Annotated in this window: 14 protein-coding genes, 2 tRNA genes and 1 pseudogene; 10 read left to right on the top strand and 7 right to left on the bottom strand. The window is 51.7% G+C overall.

The window, feature by feature from the left end; genetic code table 11:
- Positions 1 to 209: helix-turn-helix domain-containing protein (locus AACT35_RS06700; protein WP_254048013.1), on the bottom strand; the 209-nt coding region annotated here is incomplete at its 3' end.
- A gap of 311 nt (positions 210 to 520) precedes the next feature.
- On the opposite strand from AACT35_RS06700, the gene AACT35_RS06695 reads away from it, so the two are divergent.
- Complete coding sequence (locus tag AACT35_RS06695) at positions 521 to 3,460, top strand: calcium-translocating P-type ATPase, PMCA-type (RefSeq protein WP_099239338.1); 2,940 nt, start codon at positions 521 to 523, stop codon at positions 3,458 to 3,460.
- Between the two features lie 6 nt (positions 3,461 to 3,466).
- Here AACT35_RS06695 and AACT35_RS06690 read toward each other — a convergent pair whose 3' ends face one another.
- From AACT35_RS06690 to AACT35_RS06680, 3 genes are all read right to left on the bottom strand, one after another.
- Positions 3,467 to 3,964, bottom strand: a complete 498-nt coding sequence (locus AACT35_RS06690) for a Spy/CpxP family protein refolding chaperone (protein ID WP_099239336.1) — start codon at positions 3,962 to 3,964, stop codon at positions 3,467 to 3,469.
- Positions 3,965 to 4,051: 87 nt separating this feature from the next.
- Positions 4,052 to 4,474: a hypothetical protein gene (locus AACT35_RS06685; RefSeq protein WP_099239334.1), complete on the bottom strand. Its 423-nt coding sequence runs from the start codon at positions 4,472 to 4,474 to the stop codon at positions 4,052 to 4,054.
- On the bottom strand, positions 4,471 to 5,070 hold the full coding sequence (locus AACT35_RS06680; RefSeq protein ID WP_030006642.1) for a sigma-70 family RNA polymerase sigma factor: 600 nt from the start codon (positions 5,068 to 5,070) through the stop codon (positions 4,471 to 4,473). The genes AACT35_RS06685 and AACT35_RS06680 overlap by 4 nt, the downstream gene beginning before the upstream one ends.
- A gap of 147 nt (positions 5,071 to 5,217) precedes the next feature.
- On the opposite strand from AACT35_RS06680, the gene AACT35_RS06675 reads away from it, so the two are divergent.
- Together AACT35_RS06675 and AACT35_RS06670 are read left to right on the top strand one after the other, a co-directional pair.
- Positions 5,218 to 5,289, top strand: a tRNA-Asn gene (locus AACT35_RS06675).
- A gap of 187 nt (positions 5,290 to 5,476) precedes the next feature.
- Complete coding sequence (locus AACT35_RS06670) at positions 5,477 to 7,870, top strand: transglutaminase TgpA family protein (protein WP_099239344.1); 2,394 nt, start codon at positions 5,477 to 5,479, stop codon at positions 7,868 to 7,870.
- Between the two features lie 2 nt (positions 7,871 to 7,872).
- Here the strand turns inward: AACT35_RS06670 and AACT35_RS06665 are convergent.
- Positions 7,873 to 7,959: transfer RNA gene (locus tag AACT35_RS06665), tRNA-Ser, on the bottom strand.
- A 289-nt stretch (positions 7,960 to 8,248) separates the two neighbouring features.
- On the opposite strand from AACT35_RS06665, the gene AACT35_RS06660 reads away from it, so the two are divergent.
- Complete coding sequence (locus tag AACT35_RS06660; protein ID WP_099239342.1) at positions 8,249 to 9,421, top strand: NAD(P)/FAD-dependent oxidoreductase; 1,173 nt, start codon at positions 8,249 to 8,251, stop codon at positions 9,419 to 9,421.
- 14 nt (positions 9,422 to 9,435) lie between these two features.
- The gene (locus AACT35_RS06655) at positions 9,436 to 10,113 is read left to right on the top strand and encodes an HAD-IA family hydrolase (protein WP_099239332.1); all 678 of its coding nucleotides are present in this window, start codon (positions 9,436 to 9,438) and stop codon (positions 10,111 to 10,113) included.
- 136 nt (positions 10,114 to 10,249) lie between these two features.
- Here AACT35_RS06655 and AACT35_RS06650 read toward each other — a convergent pair whose 3' ends face one another.
- Complete coding sequence (locus AACT35_RS06650; protein WP_099239330.1) at positions 10,250 to 11,107, bottom strand: urease accessory protein UreD; 858 nt, start codon at positions 11,105 to 11,107, stop codon at positions 10,250 to 10,252.
- A 267-nt stretch (positions 11,108 to 11,374) separates the two neighbouring features.
- On the opposite strand from AACT35_RS06650, the gene glgA reads away from it, so the two are divergent.
- The 3 genes from glgA to accC all read left to right on the top strand — a co-directional run bounded on the left by glgA (position 11,375) and on the right by accC (position 14,728).
- A complete protein-coding gene (gene glgA, locus AACT35_RS06645; protein WP_099239328.1) occupies positions 11,375 to 12,847 on the top strand; it encodes a glycogen synthase GlgA in 1,473 nt (490 codons plus the stop codon).
- A 141-nt stretch (positions 12,848 to 12,988) separates the two neighbouring features.
- Positions 12,989 to 13,270, top strand: a complete 282-nt coding sequence (locus tag AACT35_RS06640; protein ID WP_030006632.1) for a hypothetical protein — start codon at positions 12,989 to 12,991, stop codon at positions 13,268 to 13,270.
- A gap of 111 nt (positions 13,271 to 13,381) precedes the next feature.
- Positions 13,382 to 14,728 (top strand): acetyl-CoA carboxylase biotin carboxylase subunit, encoded by a 1,347-nt coding sequence (accC, locus tag AACT35_RS06635; RefSeq protein WP_012307729.1) that lies wholly within the window; start codon positions 13,382 to 13,384, stop codon positions 14,726 to 14,728.
- A 65-nt stretch (positions 14,729 to 14,793) separates the two neighbouring features.
- Here the strand turns inward: accC and AACT35_RS06630 are convergent, their stop codons facing one another.
- Positions 14,794 to 15,279, bottom strand: coding sequence for a hypothetical protein (locus AACT35_RS06630; RefSeq protein WP_099239326.1), 486 nt, complete (start codon positions 15,277 to 15,279; stop codon positions 14,794 to 14,796).
- A gap of 256 nt (positions 15,280 to 15,535) precedes the next feature.
- Here AACT35_RS06630 and AACT35_RS06625 point away from each other — a divergent pair, with 256 nt between their 5' ends.
- Together AACT35_RS06625 and AACT35_RS06620 are read left to right on the top strand one after the other, a co-directional pair.
- The gene (locus AACT35_RS06625) at positions 15,536 to 15,823 is read left to right on the top strand and encodes a YggT family protein (protein WP_012307731.1); all 288 of its coding nucleotides are present in this window, start codon (positions 15,536 to 15,538) and stop codon (positions 15,821 to 15,823) included.
- A gap of 87 nt (positions 15,824 to 15,910) precedes the next feature.
- A pseudogene (locus tag AACT35_RS06620) lies at positions 15,911 to 16,257 on the top strand (hypothetical protein); the annotation flags it as partial.

Here is a 16,257-nt window from a genome sequence, read left to right as displayed (position 1 = left end):
ACCGCTTGCAGAAAAGAATTAGTTTTCCTTGCGGCGGTCAAATTGCGCTTTTGACTGTAATAGGTCGGCTTTTCTGAATCCATTGGGTAAATAAATTCCCGCTGGATACTACAAGCATTAACGGGGCACTTACGGGCCTGAATCCAATCACGACGTTCCGCCAGCGCGTAATTATACACACGGCGGCAGGTGTTCAACCATTGAGCCATTTGAAGGGCTTGGTCGGCAGTTGGATAAGCTCTGTACTCGTAAGTTAGGTTGAGCATACTCCTATTGTAGCAAATACTTAGGGACGTTGTGCCAGTCCCTAAGACTACTTATTGGAAGTTTGCTTCCTCCCGTTGGTCAGTCGCTCGCTCTTCATCCCGATGCTGACGCTACGCATACAGCGCGGGTTTCCCCGCGACTCAGCTAAATTTTTTTAACGTTCCCCCCCATCGGCCAAAGGGTGAAACCTACCATAGGAGTAGAAGTAGCGACCACTACCGTAAGGGTCAGACTTTTCCCAGCATTACTACCTATGACTATTGCATCTCCAGGCGATCGCCATCTGCCCTATGCAGGGTTGACGGCCGCACAAGTTCAGGCGAATCGTGCCGAATATGGCGCCAATGTTTTAACACCGCCCCAACGGCGTCCCTGGTGGCAACTTTTTTTAGAGAAATTTACTGATCCGGTGATTCGCATTCTGATGATTGCGGCGGCGATCGCCCTTGCGGTGGGGGTGTTGCGGGGCGAATATGCCGAAGGTCTGGGGATTATTGTCGCGATCTTGTTGGCTACCGTCGTTGCTTTTTTTAATGAGTTTAAAGCGAACCAAGAATTTGCCCTCCTCAACCATGTTTACGATCAAGTCATGGTCAAGGTAATTCGCGAGGCCCAGTATCACAGTCTGCCGCGCCAGGATTTGGTGGTGGGCGACATTATCTACATCGAACAGGGCCATGAAGTTCCCGCCGATGCCAAAATTCTTGAAAGTGTTTCCCTCCACATCGATCAAGCAAAACTCACGGGGGAATCAGAACCCGTTAACAAATCAGCCCAAGCGGATCCTTTCCAGGTAGAAGCCGAGCAGTCCGCTTACCCGTTTAATTGTGTCTACCGCAGTACCATCGTCACCCAAGGCCATGGTTTTTGTGAGGTCATTGCCGTTGGCGATCGCACCGAAATTGGTAAGTTAGCCCAAGCGGTGGCCACCGTTGAAGATGATCCCAATACGCCCCTCAATCAACAACTCGAAACCCTGAGTAAAGCAATTGGGGTGGTGGGTTTAACCGTAGCTCTCCTAACGTTTATTGCCCTATTGATCCGGGGTCTCCTCACCCAAGAACTGAGGCTAACAGGCTCCCAGGGTTACGTGATGGCCTGTTTACTGGGGGCGATCGCCATGATGTCAGCACCCGTGTGGCTGCCGGTGCTCGAAGATGGCCAAGAACTACTCGAACGCATGGGGAAGTTACCCGAAGTTTTCGCTGTTCCAGCCCCGGCGGCCCTAAAAAATACCCCCTTGATGTTGCTTGGGGGTAGCCTCTGGTTAGGGGGGAGTCTCGGCTATGGTGTTGCTACCCACTGGCTATCCCCCACAGTGAGAGAATGGCTTCCCCTAGATGTGGGGCTGGCCCTCCTCAATTACTTCATGGTGGCCGTGACGATTATCGTGGTAGCTGTGCCAGAAGGACTGGCCATGAGTGTCACCTTGTCTTTGGCCTACAGTATGCGCCGCATGACTGCCGAAAATAATCTGGTGCGGCGGATGCATGCCTGTGAAACCATTGGCGCAACCACCGTGATCTGCTCCGATAAAACCGGGACATTGACCTGTAATCAAATGCATGTCCATGAAACCTGTATCCCTGGACTGGTGGAGGCTGAACCGGCGCAAGCCACCCATGTTCGTCAGGTGCTCGCCGAGGCGATCGCCGCTAACAGTACCGCCGACCTAGAGTACGCCACCCAAGCGCTGCCCACGGTCATTGGGAACGCCACAGAGGGAGCCCTTTTACTCTGGCTCGATCAACAAAACCTTGACTACCTCGACTACCGTTACAATTTTGACCTCAGTTCCCAGGGGGCATTTTCTGCCGAAAAAAAGTACATGACCAGCCTCGGCAAATCGCCCATTTTGCAAGAGGAAGTTCTCTACGTTAAAGGCGCTCCAGAAGTCGTACTCAAACGCTGTGATTATCAATTAAGTGCTGGTGGGGTTATGCCTCTCACCGAACGGGCTGCCATTATCAAAACGCTCCAAGACTACCAAAGCCGGGGGATGCGGACCCTGGGTTTTGCCTATCGTCCCCTGGGGGATCTCAAGCATTTTAAAATCACTGAAATCGAACGGCACCTGGTATGGCTTGGTTTTTTTGCGATTATTGACCCCCTGCGGGATGATGTCCCCGCCGCCGTTAAAGCCTGTCTCCGTGCCGGCATTCAGGTCAAAATTGTTACCGGTGATAGTCCCCAAACAGCGAGGGAAATTGGCCGACAAATTGGCCTCTGGCACCAAACAGAAGAGGTTAACTTTAAAGCCTTGCACCTGACGGGGCCGGAGTTTGCCGCGATGGATGATGACACCGCACGGGAAGCCGTGAAGTCCTTAAAGATCCTCTCCCGCGCTTGCCCCCTAGATAAATTACGCTTGGTGAAGTTGCTCCAACAATCGGGAGAAGTGGTTGGTGTGACGGGAGATGGGACGAATGATGCGGCGGCCCTCAAACAGGCGCAAGTGGGTCTCGCCATGGGAAGTGGTACGGCGATCGCCAAGGAAGCCAGTGACATTATTCTCTTGGATGATTCTTTTAGCAGCATTGTGAATGCGGTGCTCTGGGGGCGATCGCTCTATGAAAATATTCAAAAATTTCTTCTCTTTCAGCTCACCATTAACGTGGTAGCCCTGGGGACAGCCCTTTTGGGGCCATTTATTGGCATTGAGCTTCCCCTAACGGTGACCCAAATGCTGTGGGTCAATTTAATTATGGATACCTTTGCTGCCCTGGCCTTAGCCACAGAACCGCCCAATCCAGAAGTCCTAGGGCGATCGCCCCGTCAAGCCGAGGCATTTATCATCACCGGGGCCATGGCCAAACAAATTGCCTTCTTAGGGTGTGGATTTCTGGTGCTGATGGTAGGCATTTTGGAGTATGAAATGCGCGATGGCACCATCAATACCTACGAGCTTTCCGTCTTTTTTGCGATTTTCGTCTTTCTGCAACTGTGGAATTTATTTAATGCCCGCTGTTTTGGCCTCTCGATTTCTGCGTTTACAGGGCTCTCAAAAAATCCAGCTTTTAGCGCGATTATTGCCACCATTTTTATCGGTCAAGTGGCCATGGTGCAGTGGGGAAGCAGTGCCTTTCGTACCGTCCCCCTGGCCTGCCGCGATTGGCTGTGGATTATCGGAGGAACCTCTTTTGTGTTGTGGTTCGGGGAAATTTGGCGCAAAGTGCAAGGCTCGTCTCAATAATTTTGACTACTGCCGCCAGCCAAACCAGCTCCGCCACCGTTGGAAGCGATCACCCTGGCGTTTTTGGGCCATGTGCTGCGCTAATTCTGCCCGTTGGGCGGGGGTGAGCACTTCACGAATGTCTAACATCTGCCGGAAATGGAGATCTGCTAAATCTTGGCGTAGGTTTGTAATGGTACGGTGTTGGGCCTCTAATTGATTGCGGGAAGTCGTGCTATTGCGCATTAATGTCCGCATGGTATTTTTTGCCTGTTGAATTGCTGCCCGTTTGGCCCCCATTTGGCTACGGTAATTGGCGCGGATTCCTTGGATTTGTTGTCTCTGGGCGGTACTGAGGTCAAGCCGATCAACGAGATCTGCTTCCTGCTCATCCCCTTGGCTCATGAGGACTGGTGCTGGGGCAACGGTGAAGTGGGTGGCTTTCGTGGTTGAGTCGGCGATCGCCATTTCCCCTGTCAACGAGAGGGCCACCGCAGAAGCCATTAATACTTGTTTTTTAAACATGATTAAAATTCATCTCCAAAACTAATCACAGATTCCGCTAGGACGGCATTAGCCCAGTGTTGAAATTTAGGAATGTTTTGCGAAGCACTAGGGATCAGTATTGACAACAAAATCAACGTACTCGTAGGACAGTTCCTGTTCCTGGTAAAGGTGCTCCCCAAAGGAATAAGACCAGCTTTCTTCAAGAAAAGCCTCCAGTTCTTCATCGGCTCCCCCGGCGATCGCCTTTGGCTGGGGTTGTTCAACTCTCCCCCAATACTGTTGCGGCATCACCTCCGGCAGCGACCCAAATTCCTGGTGCAGTTGTCCATGGCCAATCACGAGCACAAGCCCGGCAGCAATCACTGTCGGAACCCACCATTTCCCCTGGGACGAAGCTGTCAGGTTTGACGGTTCTGTTTGGTTGAGTCGCGCCAAAAGCCTTTCTTCGTGATCCCCTGGTGGCGGTGGCCCGTAGGGTTCGTGGTTCTTTAAAAACCGAATTAAGTTGTCATGGTCATGGAAATTCATAGACTGACTCCTTGGGTTTCTAAAAACTGACGCAGCGATCGCCGGGCATGGTGGAGGCGAGATTTCACCGTTCCTGGCGGAATCCCAAGAATTTCAGCCACCTCCTTTTGGGGCAAATCCTTGAGATCATGGAGCACCAAGACCGCCCGGTGTTCCAAGCTTAGCGATTGCAAACCTCGCTGCACCAAATCTTGATAATAAATTTGACTCAGCCCCTCCGGCCCCGGATCTGCTACCGCACCAATTTGCGCCTCTAAGCCTGTGATTAAGGTCATCTGCTTCGCAAAGCGTCGCCGTTGATCCGTCGCCACATTCCAAGTAATGCGGTACAACCAGGTGGCAAAATAGTCCGGATTTTTGAGGCGCGGGAGCCCCTGCCAGGCCTTTAAAAAAACCTCTTGAACTAAATCATCCAAGAGCGCCACCCCACAGAGTTGATACAGGGTAGACCGTACCTTTTGGTGATAGCGTCGGTACAGGATTCGGAAACTTTGGCGATCGCGCCGCCCCCGAATAGACCCTATTTTCCCTTGGCAAAGACAAACCAATTCCCTATCCGAAATGGCAGTAGGGTGGTCAACAGCTTGATCGGGCATATCCCTCTCCAGTCATCGCACGTCTTTTTAGACTGAACCTTTACCCAAAAAGTTCAACCGGCTCAAAAAAAACTTGAACCAAGGTATTGCCAAATCCAAAAACTGTGGCTACAATGTTAAACCGTTGGAACACAACGCGCCACACAATCCTCAGTAGCTCAGCGGTAGAGCGGTCGACTGTTAATCGATTGGTCGCAAGTTCGAATCTTGCCTGGGGAGTACAAAAATTAAATCAATCGATAATCTCGCTAATCGAACCATGGAACTGCGGCTTTCATCGGTTTAAGTCAGGATTCACAAAAAACTGTAGGCTGCTGTTCTGCTTTATGGCTTCAGTGGGATTTATGCTGAATTTGAAGGATAAGGGTAGTCTAGTAGAAGGTTTTTGATTTCCGCCTACAGCACGATGACATCACCCTCTTCCCAACGCCTCAAACCGAAATCCTTTGCGGATTTAGTGGCCCAATTGCGTAATTTTCCCAAACCCCAAAGCGAAGATTCTGTACTGCTGCGGGCCTTGGTACAGCTATTGGTGGTTGTCGGCATTATTGCGACGGATGTGGCCTCAGAAGGAAACATGATCTGGTTTGGCTGGCCGATCAGTGTTTTAGCGGTACCCTTAACGCTCCTGGGGGGAGTCTGGAGTTGGCAAAACCGTCAGAAGGCGAATGTGGGGGCAAAATTTTTTATTGCCATTGGCATGTTGGGCATGCTGTTGCTCTTTTTCCGGAATCTGTATGCCAATTTAAACGATACGCGTTTGGTGCTGGCAGAGCTCCTCATTCAACTGCAAATTCTTCACAGCTTCGATTTGCCCCGCCGAAAGGATCTGGGTTATTCGATGGTGATCGGCCTTATTTTGTTGGGGGTGGCAGGCACTGTTTCTCAAACGCTAACCTTTGCGCCCTGGTTAATTCTATTTTTGGCGATCGCCCTCCCTGTTCTAGTTTTAGATTACCGTTCACGCCTCGGCCTAGCTGGCTTGGAGACGATCCTTTGGCCGCAGCGCTCCAGTGCCCGTAAAGGTCGCGCTGACCTCCTGAAAAATTCTCCCCTGTCACCCAAACGCCTGGGCGCAATTTTGGGGATCACCTTGGTATTGGGCTTGGGACTCTTTAGCATCATGCCCCGTTTTCCTGGCTATCAACTCAGCACCTTGCCTGTGAGTTTGCCCGCCGATGCCCCTGAAAATGAACGTTTTAGCCCGACTAACCTTAGCCTCGTCAATCCCGGTTACGAGAATCCTGGCGGCGAAGGAAATGAAAACGCCGATGGTGCGACCTTTGGGAATAGTCCGGGTACTGGGGCAGGCACGGGTGAAGGTAGTAGTCCCAGCGAAGGTCAAGGGGAACTCGATAAAACTCAGTATTACGGTTTCAATAGCAAAATCAACCAAAATCTCCGGGGTGAGATGGAAAAGGTGCTGGTGATGCGGGTGCGATCGCAGGCCCCTGGTTTTTGGCGCGTGATGTCCTTTGACCGTTACACAGGCCAGGGCTGGGAAGTCACCAATGCCGATGATTTGCAACTCACGGAGCGTTCCCGCTGGGCCGGACGTTTTTTCCTAACGCCTTTTATCCCCAACCCAGTGGAAAAGAAAAAAATTATCCAGAGCTATACTGCCGTTTTGTCTTTACCGAACATTGTCCCGGCGATGCAGTATCCGACGGAGCTTTATTTTCCCACGGCGGAGATTGGCCAAGATCCAGAGGGAAATTTGCGATCGCCTTTGGGACTTTTAGAAGGCTTAACCTACACCGTTGTCTCTAAAGTACCCTACCGTAACCGGACGGAATTGGCGGCAGCAGGGACAGATTATCCGCCCTTTGTCACCGAGAAATATCTAGATGTCCCCCCAGCAATCAAAGCGGAGGTACGGGCCGTTGCCGAGGAAATTCTCTCCCAGGCCAATAGCCCCATCACTTCCCCATACGAAAAGGCCCTCTACCTGGCCCAAGGGTTGAAGCAACGCTTCCCCCAAGCCCAAGAAATTCCGTTCTTCGCAGACGATGAAGATCTCGTTGAAGCTTTCCTGTTCAAATACAAGGGGGGCTATGCCGACCATTACGCCACAGTTCTCACGATTATGCTGCGATCTATTGGGATTCCGGCCCGGTTTGCAACGGGATTTGATCAAGGGGATTTTAATCCATTTACGGGCTATTACCTCGTCCACAATACCGATGCCCATGCTGTCACAGAAGCCTATTTTCCGGGCCAGGGTTGGTTTGCGTTCAATCCACTGCCGGGTTATGAAGTTGTGCCGCCTTCCTTTGAGGATGGTGGTGCTTTTGGCGTATTGAGATCATTTTGGCGTTGGGTTGCGGGTTGGGTGCCGTCGCCGATTCTTGGCTTCTTTGAAGGGTTGTGGTTTACGACCCTGAAAATACTAGGCTACGTGGTTTCGCGGTTGTGGGGCTTTGTTTCCAGTGGTCTCGTTGGGGCCATTACGGGGGCGATCGCCGTTGCCGTCGCCAGCATGGGCGGTTGGTTTGTCATTAAACAAATTCGCAACTGGTTCCAACGGCGTCGCTTTGCTCGATTACCGATGATGGAACAGCTCTACCAACAAATGCTCCTGCTGCTCCAAAACAAAGGGCACCAAAAACAACGTACCCAAACTCCTTGGGAGTTTTTGCGGACGATTCAACCACAATATCGTCCTGAAACCTTAGAAATTTTGACGGAACTGACCGAAGCCTATGTCAACTGGCGCTACGGTGAACAGCCTGCCAATACGGACTACCTCCGGCAGCAACTCAAACGCCTACGACGTTCCTTTTATCGGGGTCAATCTTAAAACGGAGAGGGGGGGATTCGAACCCCCGACTGAGTTGCCCCAGTAACGGTTTTCGAGACCGCCGCATTCAACCACTCTGCCACCTCTCCAGGGGCCTAAACTATTCTAAGCACAATTCAGGGTCTTGGCTAGTCCGATTGCCATAAAGAACCCAAAAGTTATTTACACCCAAAATAGACGGGAAAAAACCTAAAGAAGTTAAAAAGATTACATTTCCCCAATGATCCCCACGCTAGGTTAGCAATACCCTCCGATTGCTTATCAAGCTAGACCGTCCTCACCCAGTGGCGGTTTTTTATTGCCCAAGGGCTGGCCCCCCCGACCGGAAAATTAAGGCACAATAGTTAAACGTTGCCCGCCCTCACCTTTTATTTCTCCATGAGTCAGCCCCACATCGTCATTATCGGCGGCGGTTTCGCCGGACTCTATACGGCGCTCCGTCTGTTGCAATTTCCCTGGGAGACCTCCCAGCGGCCAGACATTACCTTAATCGATCGCCAGGATCACTTTGTCTTTAGTCCCCTCCTCTACGAGCTGATCACGGAGGAAATGCAACCCTGGGAAGTGGCCCCCACCTACACGGAATTGTTGCGCCATGGCCCGGTAAAATTTGTCCAAACTCAAGTACAAACCGTTGACCCGGAGCAAAAAACCGTCGTCTGCGGTGATCGCCAAATCACCTATGACTACCTCGTCATTGCGGCTGGGGGGACAACAAAATTTGTGGATTTGCCTGGCATCAAGGAATACGCCCTACCCTTTAAAACCCTCAATGATGCCCTGCATCTCAAGGAAAAATTACGGGCTTTGGAAACTAGTGCGGCGGAAAAAATTCGCATTGCCATCGTTGGGGGTGGCTACAGTGGCGTGGAATTAGCCTGTAAATTAGCGGATCGCTCAGGCGATCGCGGCCGGTTACGGATCATTGATCGCGGCGATGAAATCCTCAAAAATGCGCCTAAATTTAACCAACTGGCTGCTAAGGAAGCCCTGGAAGCACGGGGGATTTGGGTAGACTACGCCACGGAAGTCACCGAAGTCACCGCCGATAGCCTTAGCCTACGCTACAAAGGGGAAGTGGATACCATTCCCGCTGATCTCGTGTTGTGGACTGGCGGAACGGCGATCGCCCCTTGGGTAAAAGATCTCGCCCTGCCCCACGCAGACAATGGCAAACTTGATGTCAATGCCCAACTCCAGATCCAGAACCACCCGAACATTTTCGCCCTTGGGGATGTCGCCCAAGCAGAAGACAATTTACCGATGACAGCCCAGGTGGCGATTCAGCAGGCCGATGTCTGCGCCTGGAACCTGCGGGGCCTGATTACAAATAAGCCTCTTTTGCCGTTTAAGTTCTTTAATCTCGGTGAAATGCTCACTCTCGGCGAAAATAATGCCACCCTCAGCGGTTTGGGCCTAGAACTCGAAGGCAATCTCGCCCATGTCGCCCGTCGCTTGGTCTATCTCTACCGTTTGCCGACCTGGGAACATCAGGTGCAGGTGGGCCTCAATTGGCTCGTGCAACCCCTCGCAAAATTATTGGCCCGGTAGACGAAACAAGCAAAATGATGGCAACACAACCAAAGGTTATTTTTTTCGATGCGGTGGGGACGCTCTTTGGCGTCCAAGATGGGGTCGGGGCGACTTATGCCAAAATTGCCCAACGTCACGGGGTAACGGCGGATTCGGAGCGTTTAGAACAGGGGTTTCGTCAATCCTTTAAGCGTAAACCTGCCCCGGCATTTCCGAATATTGATGCTGAGTTGATCCCCAAACAGGAATTTCTGTGGTGGGAGGCGATCGCCCAGGAAACCTTTACTGCTGCCGGGGTGATTGAGCAGTTTCTTGATTTTCGTGCTTTTTTTACGGATTTGTACCAGCATTTTGCGACGGCAGAACCCTGGTTTATTTTTGCGGAAACCTTGGCTTCGGTGCAGACTTGGCATGCCCAGGGCATTGAGTTGGGTTTAATTTCAAATTTTGACTCCCGCCTGTTGCAGGTACTAGACGCCTTAGAATTAGCTCCCTATTTCCAGAGTGTGACCATTTCCTCTCTAACCGGAGTAGCGAAACCAAACCCCAAAATTTTCCAAGCAGCCCTCGCTAAACATCGTTGTCAGCCAGAAGAAGCGCTCCACATCGGCGACAGCCGTCTGGAAGATTACGAAGCAGCAAAACGGTTGGGGATGCAGGCGCACCTCATCGAACGGGATCGGCCTTTTCCCTACAGTCGCCAGCCTTAACTCCCACCCCCCCCAGGGGGAGACCTTTCTGGTTCCTCTCCAGTGGAGGAGTTAGGGGAGAGTCAACTACCTCCCTCAAGGGACACCCCTCTAACTCCCCTCAAAGGGGAGAATGTTTTTGGGGGCTAGGGATGGGTTAATAGGTCTGCCAGACGCGGGATAGGGTTGGTAGTTGCGGGGAATAGAGCGATCGCCAATTTTGCCAAAGGGAGATAAACCACCGCTTTACTTCCGTGCTGGAGTGGCCCCGGTAGCGACAAAGCACGCCTTTGGGTAATTGTGTGATCCCGCCCAAGCCCTGCTGAATGGTGGCCATGGTTTGTCGCAACTCCGCCATTTGAGCCTCGCTAATCTCTAGCCCCACCAAGGCCAGACTTCCCACCACCGGCTGATTATTCAGACCATTCCAGGCGGCGAAGACTTCTGGATGTCCCGGTAGCCATTGGCGATCGCCCCAGAGTAGTTCATCCCCCTGCCAAATTTCTGTCAGCCCCCGCCAGTTACCAGAGATGAATTTTTCGCCCCGGGCCGTGCGCCCAAACCGAAGAATTTCCCAGCCGCACCACACCGCACCGGGAGCCAGATTGACCCGCAGGCTCTGGTGATATTCTGCCCCGTCGAAAATAATCATTTCCTGGGGAAAGTATTCCAAAATGCTGCCCGGAGCCTGGTGAATAATGCCGTCCTGTTGCGCCGTTTCCCCGTTAGTACGATAAATTTTGTTGGCCGCCGCCGTTGTGAGGAAAACATGACTTTCTGGCTTCAGTTCGAGATCCAGAGATAGGCGATCGCCGCCGACAATGCCCCCTGCCGTGTGGAGCAAGACCGTGTGACACACTCGATTTCCTTCCGGATAAAAAGGCCGCTGGATGCGAAACGGCGCTTGGGTAAAACAGCGTTGCATTTCCGTCTTGCCCTGGCGTTGCCCGTAGATTAAGCCCACCTTGCCGTGCCAGGGCTGCGCTTTGTGAATCACCTGTTGTTGATCTTGCATTTTTGTCTGAAATTGATGGGATTAGGGGGACTAAAAATTGCTGCCAAAACAGCCCCCAACAGCAGTCTATTTTCCCGATCATCCCACTGATCCGGGCAGGCCCAACGGCGATCGCCAAATATTTTGTTCCTAAAACAATGGAGCAAACAAACCTCAAGAATCCTAATCACACTTCCGCCCCCGTATAGTTGCCGCTCACAGACAGATGCTTTATCTTTGAAAAAATTTTACGAATTTCCCATTCTTTCAGAAACATAAGGAGTCCCTATGTACATCGTCCAGATTGCTTCGGAATGCGCCCCCGTCGCGAAGGTAGGTGGACTTGGAGATGTGGTTTACGGACTCAGTCGCGAGCTTAGTCTGCGCGGTCATTGTGTCGAAATCATTTTGCCCAAATATGATTGTCTCCGTTACGACCACATTTGGGGGATGCACGAAGCCTATCGGGATCTTTGGGTACCCTGGTTTGGCGGTGCGATCCACTGCACCGTTTTCTATGGCTGGGTCCATGGCCAACAATGTTTCTTTATCGAACCCCACTCCGGTGATAACTTTTTCAGTCGGGGCTTTTTTTATGGAGCCTTAGACGACCACATGCGCTTTGCCTTCTTTAGCAAGGCGGCCCTCGAATTTTTACAAAAATCCAACAAACGCCCCGACATTATCCACTGCCATGACTGGCAAACAGGTCTGGTTCCGGTGATGCTCTTTGAAATGTACAAGTGGCATGGCCTGTGGAATCAGCGGGTGTGCTACACCATCCACAACTTTAAACACCAAGGTATTGCGGGCGCTGACGTCTTATGGGCGACGGGTCTCAATAACGAAGGCTACTATTTCCACTACGATCGCCTCCGGGATAACTTTAATCCCTTTGCCTTAAATTGCATGAAAGGGGGCATCGTCTATGCCAATGCGGTGACGACCGTTTCTCCCCACCACGCCTGGGAAGCCCACTACACCGATATTGGTTGTGGTCTGAGCCATACCCTCCATCTCCACCAAGACAAGTTCAAGGGAATTCTCAACGGCATCGATTACAGCACTTGGAACCCAGAAGTAGACCACAATATCAAGCTGCAATACAGTTGGGATAGCCTCGAAAATAAAGCGAAAAACAAAAAAGCCCTACGCGATCGCCTATTACTTGAAGACAATGACCGACCGATCATCGCCTACATTGGCCGTCTCGATGACCAAAAAGGCGTTCATCTCGTTCACCATGCCATGTACTATGCCTTGAATCGGGGAGCCCAATTTGTCCTCCTTGGTTCCGCCACCGAAGGCTCGATCAACTCCTGGTTCTGGCACGAGAAATTTCACCTCAACGACAACCCCAACTGTCACATCGAGCTGGGCTTCAACGCCGAACTGTCCCACATGATCTATGCCGGGGCTGATATGCTTGTCGTCCCCAGTAACTACGAACCCTGTGGCCTGACCCAACTCATCGCCCTGAAGTATGGTGTGGTGCCCATTGTCCGTGGTGTCGGTGGCCTCGTGAGTACCGTGTTTGACCGAGATCATGATGATAAACATCCCCCCGAAGAACGAAATGGCTATGTCTTTTACCAAACGGATAACCACGCCCTCGAATCCGCCATGGAACGGGCCATTGGTTTATACACCGTGTACCCAGAGGAGTTCCGGAAGCTGCAAATCCAGGGGATGAAATATGACTATTCCTGGAACAACCCCGGCAATGAATATATCGATCTCTACGAGTTTATCCGCGCCTAAGGGGGACTGATCAAAAGCGTTTCGAGGTTTAATGACGAAAACCGACCTGGGAAGTTTGTCCCCAAAGCCTGAACCGAGGTTCCTAACAATTCCCAGGGAAGTCGTTACCATGGTAGGCAAGTTTTTCCTTTGTCCGTGCCTATGGATGCCTTTAGCCCCTATCCGCCTGAGTGGATTAAAAATGCCAGTCACGCCCTCAGTTTCCATTGTCCCAGCTGTGAAGCGCTCCCCCATGATGCGAAACGGGCTTGGTTAAATCGCTATGCCCCCGTGACCGATGCGCTGCACCGTCGCCGCTGGCAGGAGTTTTATGAATGTCAATGCGGCACCGTTTGGTGGGCCTGGAGTAGCGATCGCCCCCCATCTCGTTACCAAACAGACGACCGGGGTGAAAATGACGAATTTCGCCAGGGCTTGTTTTAGAGGAATCGTGAAAGTCTGTTCCGGGGCGATCGCCGCTTGCCGAGGGATACCCCTTACCATGATAATGTTGGCTACCCATCACACTGGGGACGCAAACGCCAACGGAACACCATGCAGTTTTCAAAGATTCTCATCGCCAATCGCGGAGAAGTTGCCCTACGCATTATCCACACCTGTCAGGAGCTCGGCATTGCCACAGTTGCCGTCCACTCCACCGTAGATCGCCAAGCCCTCCACGTTCAGCTCGCCGATGAGAGCATTTGCATTGGCCCGCCCCAGAGCAGCAAAAGCTATCTCAACATTCCCAATATTATCGCTGCGGCCCTCAGCAGTAACGCCGACGCAATTCACCCAGGCTACGGTTTCCTCGCTGAAAATGCCAAGTTTGCAGAAATTTGTGCCGACCATCAAATCACCTTCATTGGCCCTTCCCCAGAAGCAATGATCGCCATGGGGGACAAATCCACCGCCAAAAAAACGATGCAGGCGGCAAAAGTCCCCACCGTACCCGGTAGTGCTGGGTTGGTGGCCTCCGAAGAACAAGCCCTAGAAATCGCCCAACAAATTGGCTACCCCGTGATGATCAAAGCCACGGCGGGTGGTGGTGGCCGGGGGATGCGCCTTGTGCCCAGCGCCGAAGAATTGCCCCGTTTGTACCGAGCGGCCCAGGGGGAAGCAGAAGCAGCCTTTGGGAATGGCGGCGTTTACATCGAAAAATTTATTGAACGGCCCCGCCACATTGAATTTCAGATCCTCGCGGATCAGTACGGCAATGTGATTCACCTCGGCGAACGGGATTGTTCGATCCAGCGACGGCACCAAAAACTCCTCGAAGAAGCGCCCAGCGCGATCCTCACCCCCAGACTGCGGGACAAAATGGGGAAAGCAGCGGTCAAAGCGGCTAAATCCATTGATTATGTCGGGGCGGGAACGGTGGAATTCCTCGTGGATAAGAATGGGGATTTCTACTTTATGGAGATGAATACCCGCATTCAGGTGGAACACCCGGTCACAGAGATGGTGACGGGACTAGATTTGATCGCCGAACAAATTAAAGTTGCCCAAGGCGATCGCCTCAGTTTGAATCAAAATCAAGTGAACTTAAATGGTCATGCCATCGAGTGCCGGATTAACGCCGAGGATCCCGACCATGATTTCCGACCGACCCCAGGCAAAATCAGTGGCTATCTTCCCCCCGGTGGCCCTGGGGTACGGATGGATTCCCACGTTTACACCGATTATGAAATTTCTCCTTACTACGATTCTTTGATCGGTAAATTAATCGTTTGGGGGCCAGACCGAGACACCGCCATTCGCCGCATGAAGCGGGCACTCCGAGAATGTGCCATTACTGGAGTATCGACCACCATTAGCTTCCACCAAAAGATTTTGAATCATCCGGCTTTTTTGGCGGCCGATGTCGATACAAACTTTATCCAGCAGCACATGTTGCCCTAGGGGCGATCGCAAATAGTCTCTAACCTTTAGGGCAACCCCCATAAACGACTGTTGGGGAAGTGCCGTTACTTTTTCGCGATGACTTGCACCAAAGTCTGGTCTTGGTCTGCATAGATCATGATTTGGGAAGCGCGCTCTTGCTTTTGAAAGCCAAACATCGATTGCCCGTTGACGTCCATGGTCATTTCTTGAGTCCAACCGTTTTTGGCCATTTCTGCGGTGTATTTGTCTTTGACGGCGGCCACACTTTCATTAGTGACAAAGGTGACAGAAACCCCCTCCGGTAAATCCATCGCCATTCTAATTTCGGCATTTTTATCGAAATAAATGTCCCTGGGGAAGGTGTCGGGGAGTTTGACGTTGTCGCCGCTGCTGACAGACAGATTTCCTTCGTTGGTTTTGATATCGACGGATTCTTTGGCCATATCGATATCGACTTTTTCGCCGGAGCCAGCTTCAATCGCTTTTTCAAAAATTATTTCCTGAACCATACCGCAGCCACCGAGGCTGAGGGCACAGATGAAGAAGGCAGGGAGAATCAACTTTTTCACGGCTTTTTGTCCTTAAAATTGGTCTGTTAATTTTTGGCTTGCGGTACTTGCCATGGCCCTTTGGGTTATGTGCTTTGGTTTTAGGGGCAATGGTCAAAACAAACCGCCAATAATAATTTATAGTGGGCACCCAGGCAGACTGATGCAGTTTCTGAAAATCCCAGGTCGTTGCCCCCATTTTCAATGGGTTCGGTAAAAATCAAGGTCGCAGTTAAGTTAAATTAAGTCTTAACGCAATGAATTTTTGGTAAATGCGATGTCTTGGTTAGCTGTGACAAGTCTAGGGCTCAATCTGCTGTTGGGCGCGATGACCCTATTTTTTATTTTCCGCATTGTGCTCACTTGGTATCCCCAGGCGGAATTAACGAAACTGCCCTTTAGCTTGGTGGTATTGCCGACGGAACCGCTTTTGGCCCCGACGAGAAAACTGGTGCCCCCCCTGGGCGGTATCGATATTTCTCCGGTGATTTGGGTCGGGATCGTCACCCTCCTGCGGGAGGTACTCTTGGGTCAGCAGGGTCTATTGGTAATGCTATTGCGTTAGGTAGATTGAAGGGGCGAGCCGTTGGAACCCCAGGCTTTTGATCCACGTCTAGCGAGGTAATGCTGGAATCAAAAAAGGATATTCGATATGTGGCGACGGTGCTTATTGGCGTTAACGGGGGCTTGGGGGATGGGACTGGCGATCGCCCCAGTGATGGCCCAACCGTTACCAAAACAAGCCATTTTTGAAAATCTCCAGTTGCGCCCTAATTTTGCCCCCAATCCTCAGCTATTACGGGGGGTCAGTGGGGGGAGTGAACCCGCCGCAGAATTTTTGGAAATCGAGGATACCCCCACGGGGTCTTGTGTTGGTTTTATCGATAACCATGCCGACCATCGCCTCAGCTTGATGACGTTTTTTAATGATTTAAAATTGAGCGTTGAAAGTGCCGGGGATACGGTGCTCGTGGTCAAAGGCCCCGGTGGCGTGTGGTG

Source organism: Synechococcus sp. BDU 130192, from assembly GCF_963876085.1.
GTDB lineage: Bacteria > Cyanobacteriota > Cyanobacteriia > Cyanobacteriales > MRBY01 > MRBY01.
Note: the sequence above shows the minus strand (reverse complement) of the source record. Positions and strands in the feature narration are given on the sequence as shown.

Coding starts and splice junctions, on each gene's coding strand:
- AACT35_RS06695 (WP_099239338.1), top strand. CDS start 521: ATGACTATTGCATCTCCAGGCGATCGCCATCTGCCCTATGCAGGGTTG.
- AACT35_RS06690 (WP_099239336.1), bottom strand. CDS start 3,964: ATGTTTAAAAAACAAGTATTAATGGCTTCTGCGGTGGCCCTCTCGTTG.
- AACT35_RS06685 (WP_099239334.1), bottom strand. CDS start 4,474: ATGAATTTCCATGACCATGACAACTTAATTCGGTTTTTAAAGAACCAC.
- AACT35_RS06680 (WP_030006642.1), bottom strand. CDS start 5,070: ATGCCCGATCAAGCTGTTGACCACCCTACTGCCATTTCGGATAGGGAA.
- AACT35_RS06670 (WP_099239344.1), top strand. CDS start 5,477: ATGACATCACCCTCTTCCCAACGCCTCAAACCGAAATCCTTTGCGGAT.
- AACT35_RS06660 (WP_099239342.1), top strand. CDS start 8,249: ATGAGTCAGCCCCACATCGTCATTATCGGCGGCGGTTTCGCCGGACTC.
- AACT35_RS06655 (WP_099239332.1), top strand. CDS start 9,436: ATGATGGCAACACAACCAAAGGTTATTTTTTTCGATGCGGTGGGGACG.
- AACT35_RS06650 (WP_099239330.1), bottom strand. CDS start 11,107: ATGCAAGATCAACAACAGGTGATTCACAAAGCGCAGCCCTGGCACGGC.
- glgA (WP_099239328.1), top strand. CDS start 11,375: ATGTACATCGTCCAGATTGCTTCGGAATGCGCCCCCGTCGCGAAGGTA.
- AACT35_RS06640 (WP_030006632.1), top strand. CDS start 12,989: ATGGATGCCTTTAGCCCCTATCCGCCTGAGTGGATTAAAAATGCCAGT.
- accC (WP_012307729.1), top strand. CDS start 13,382: ATGCAGTTTTCAAAGATTCTCATCGCCAATCGCGGAGAAGTTGCCCTA.
- AACT35_RS06625 (WP_012307731.1), top strand. CDS start 15,536: ATGTCTTGGTTAGCTGTGACAAGTCTAGGGCTCAATCTGCTGTTGGGC.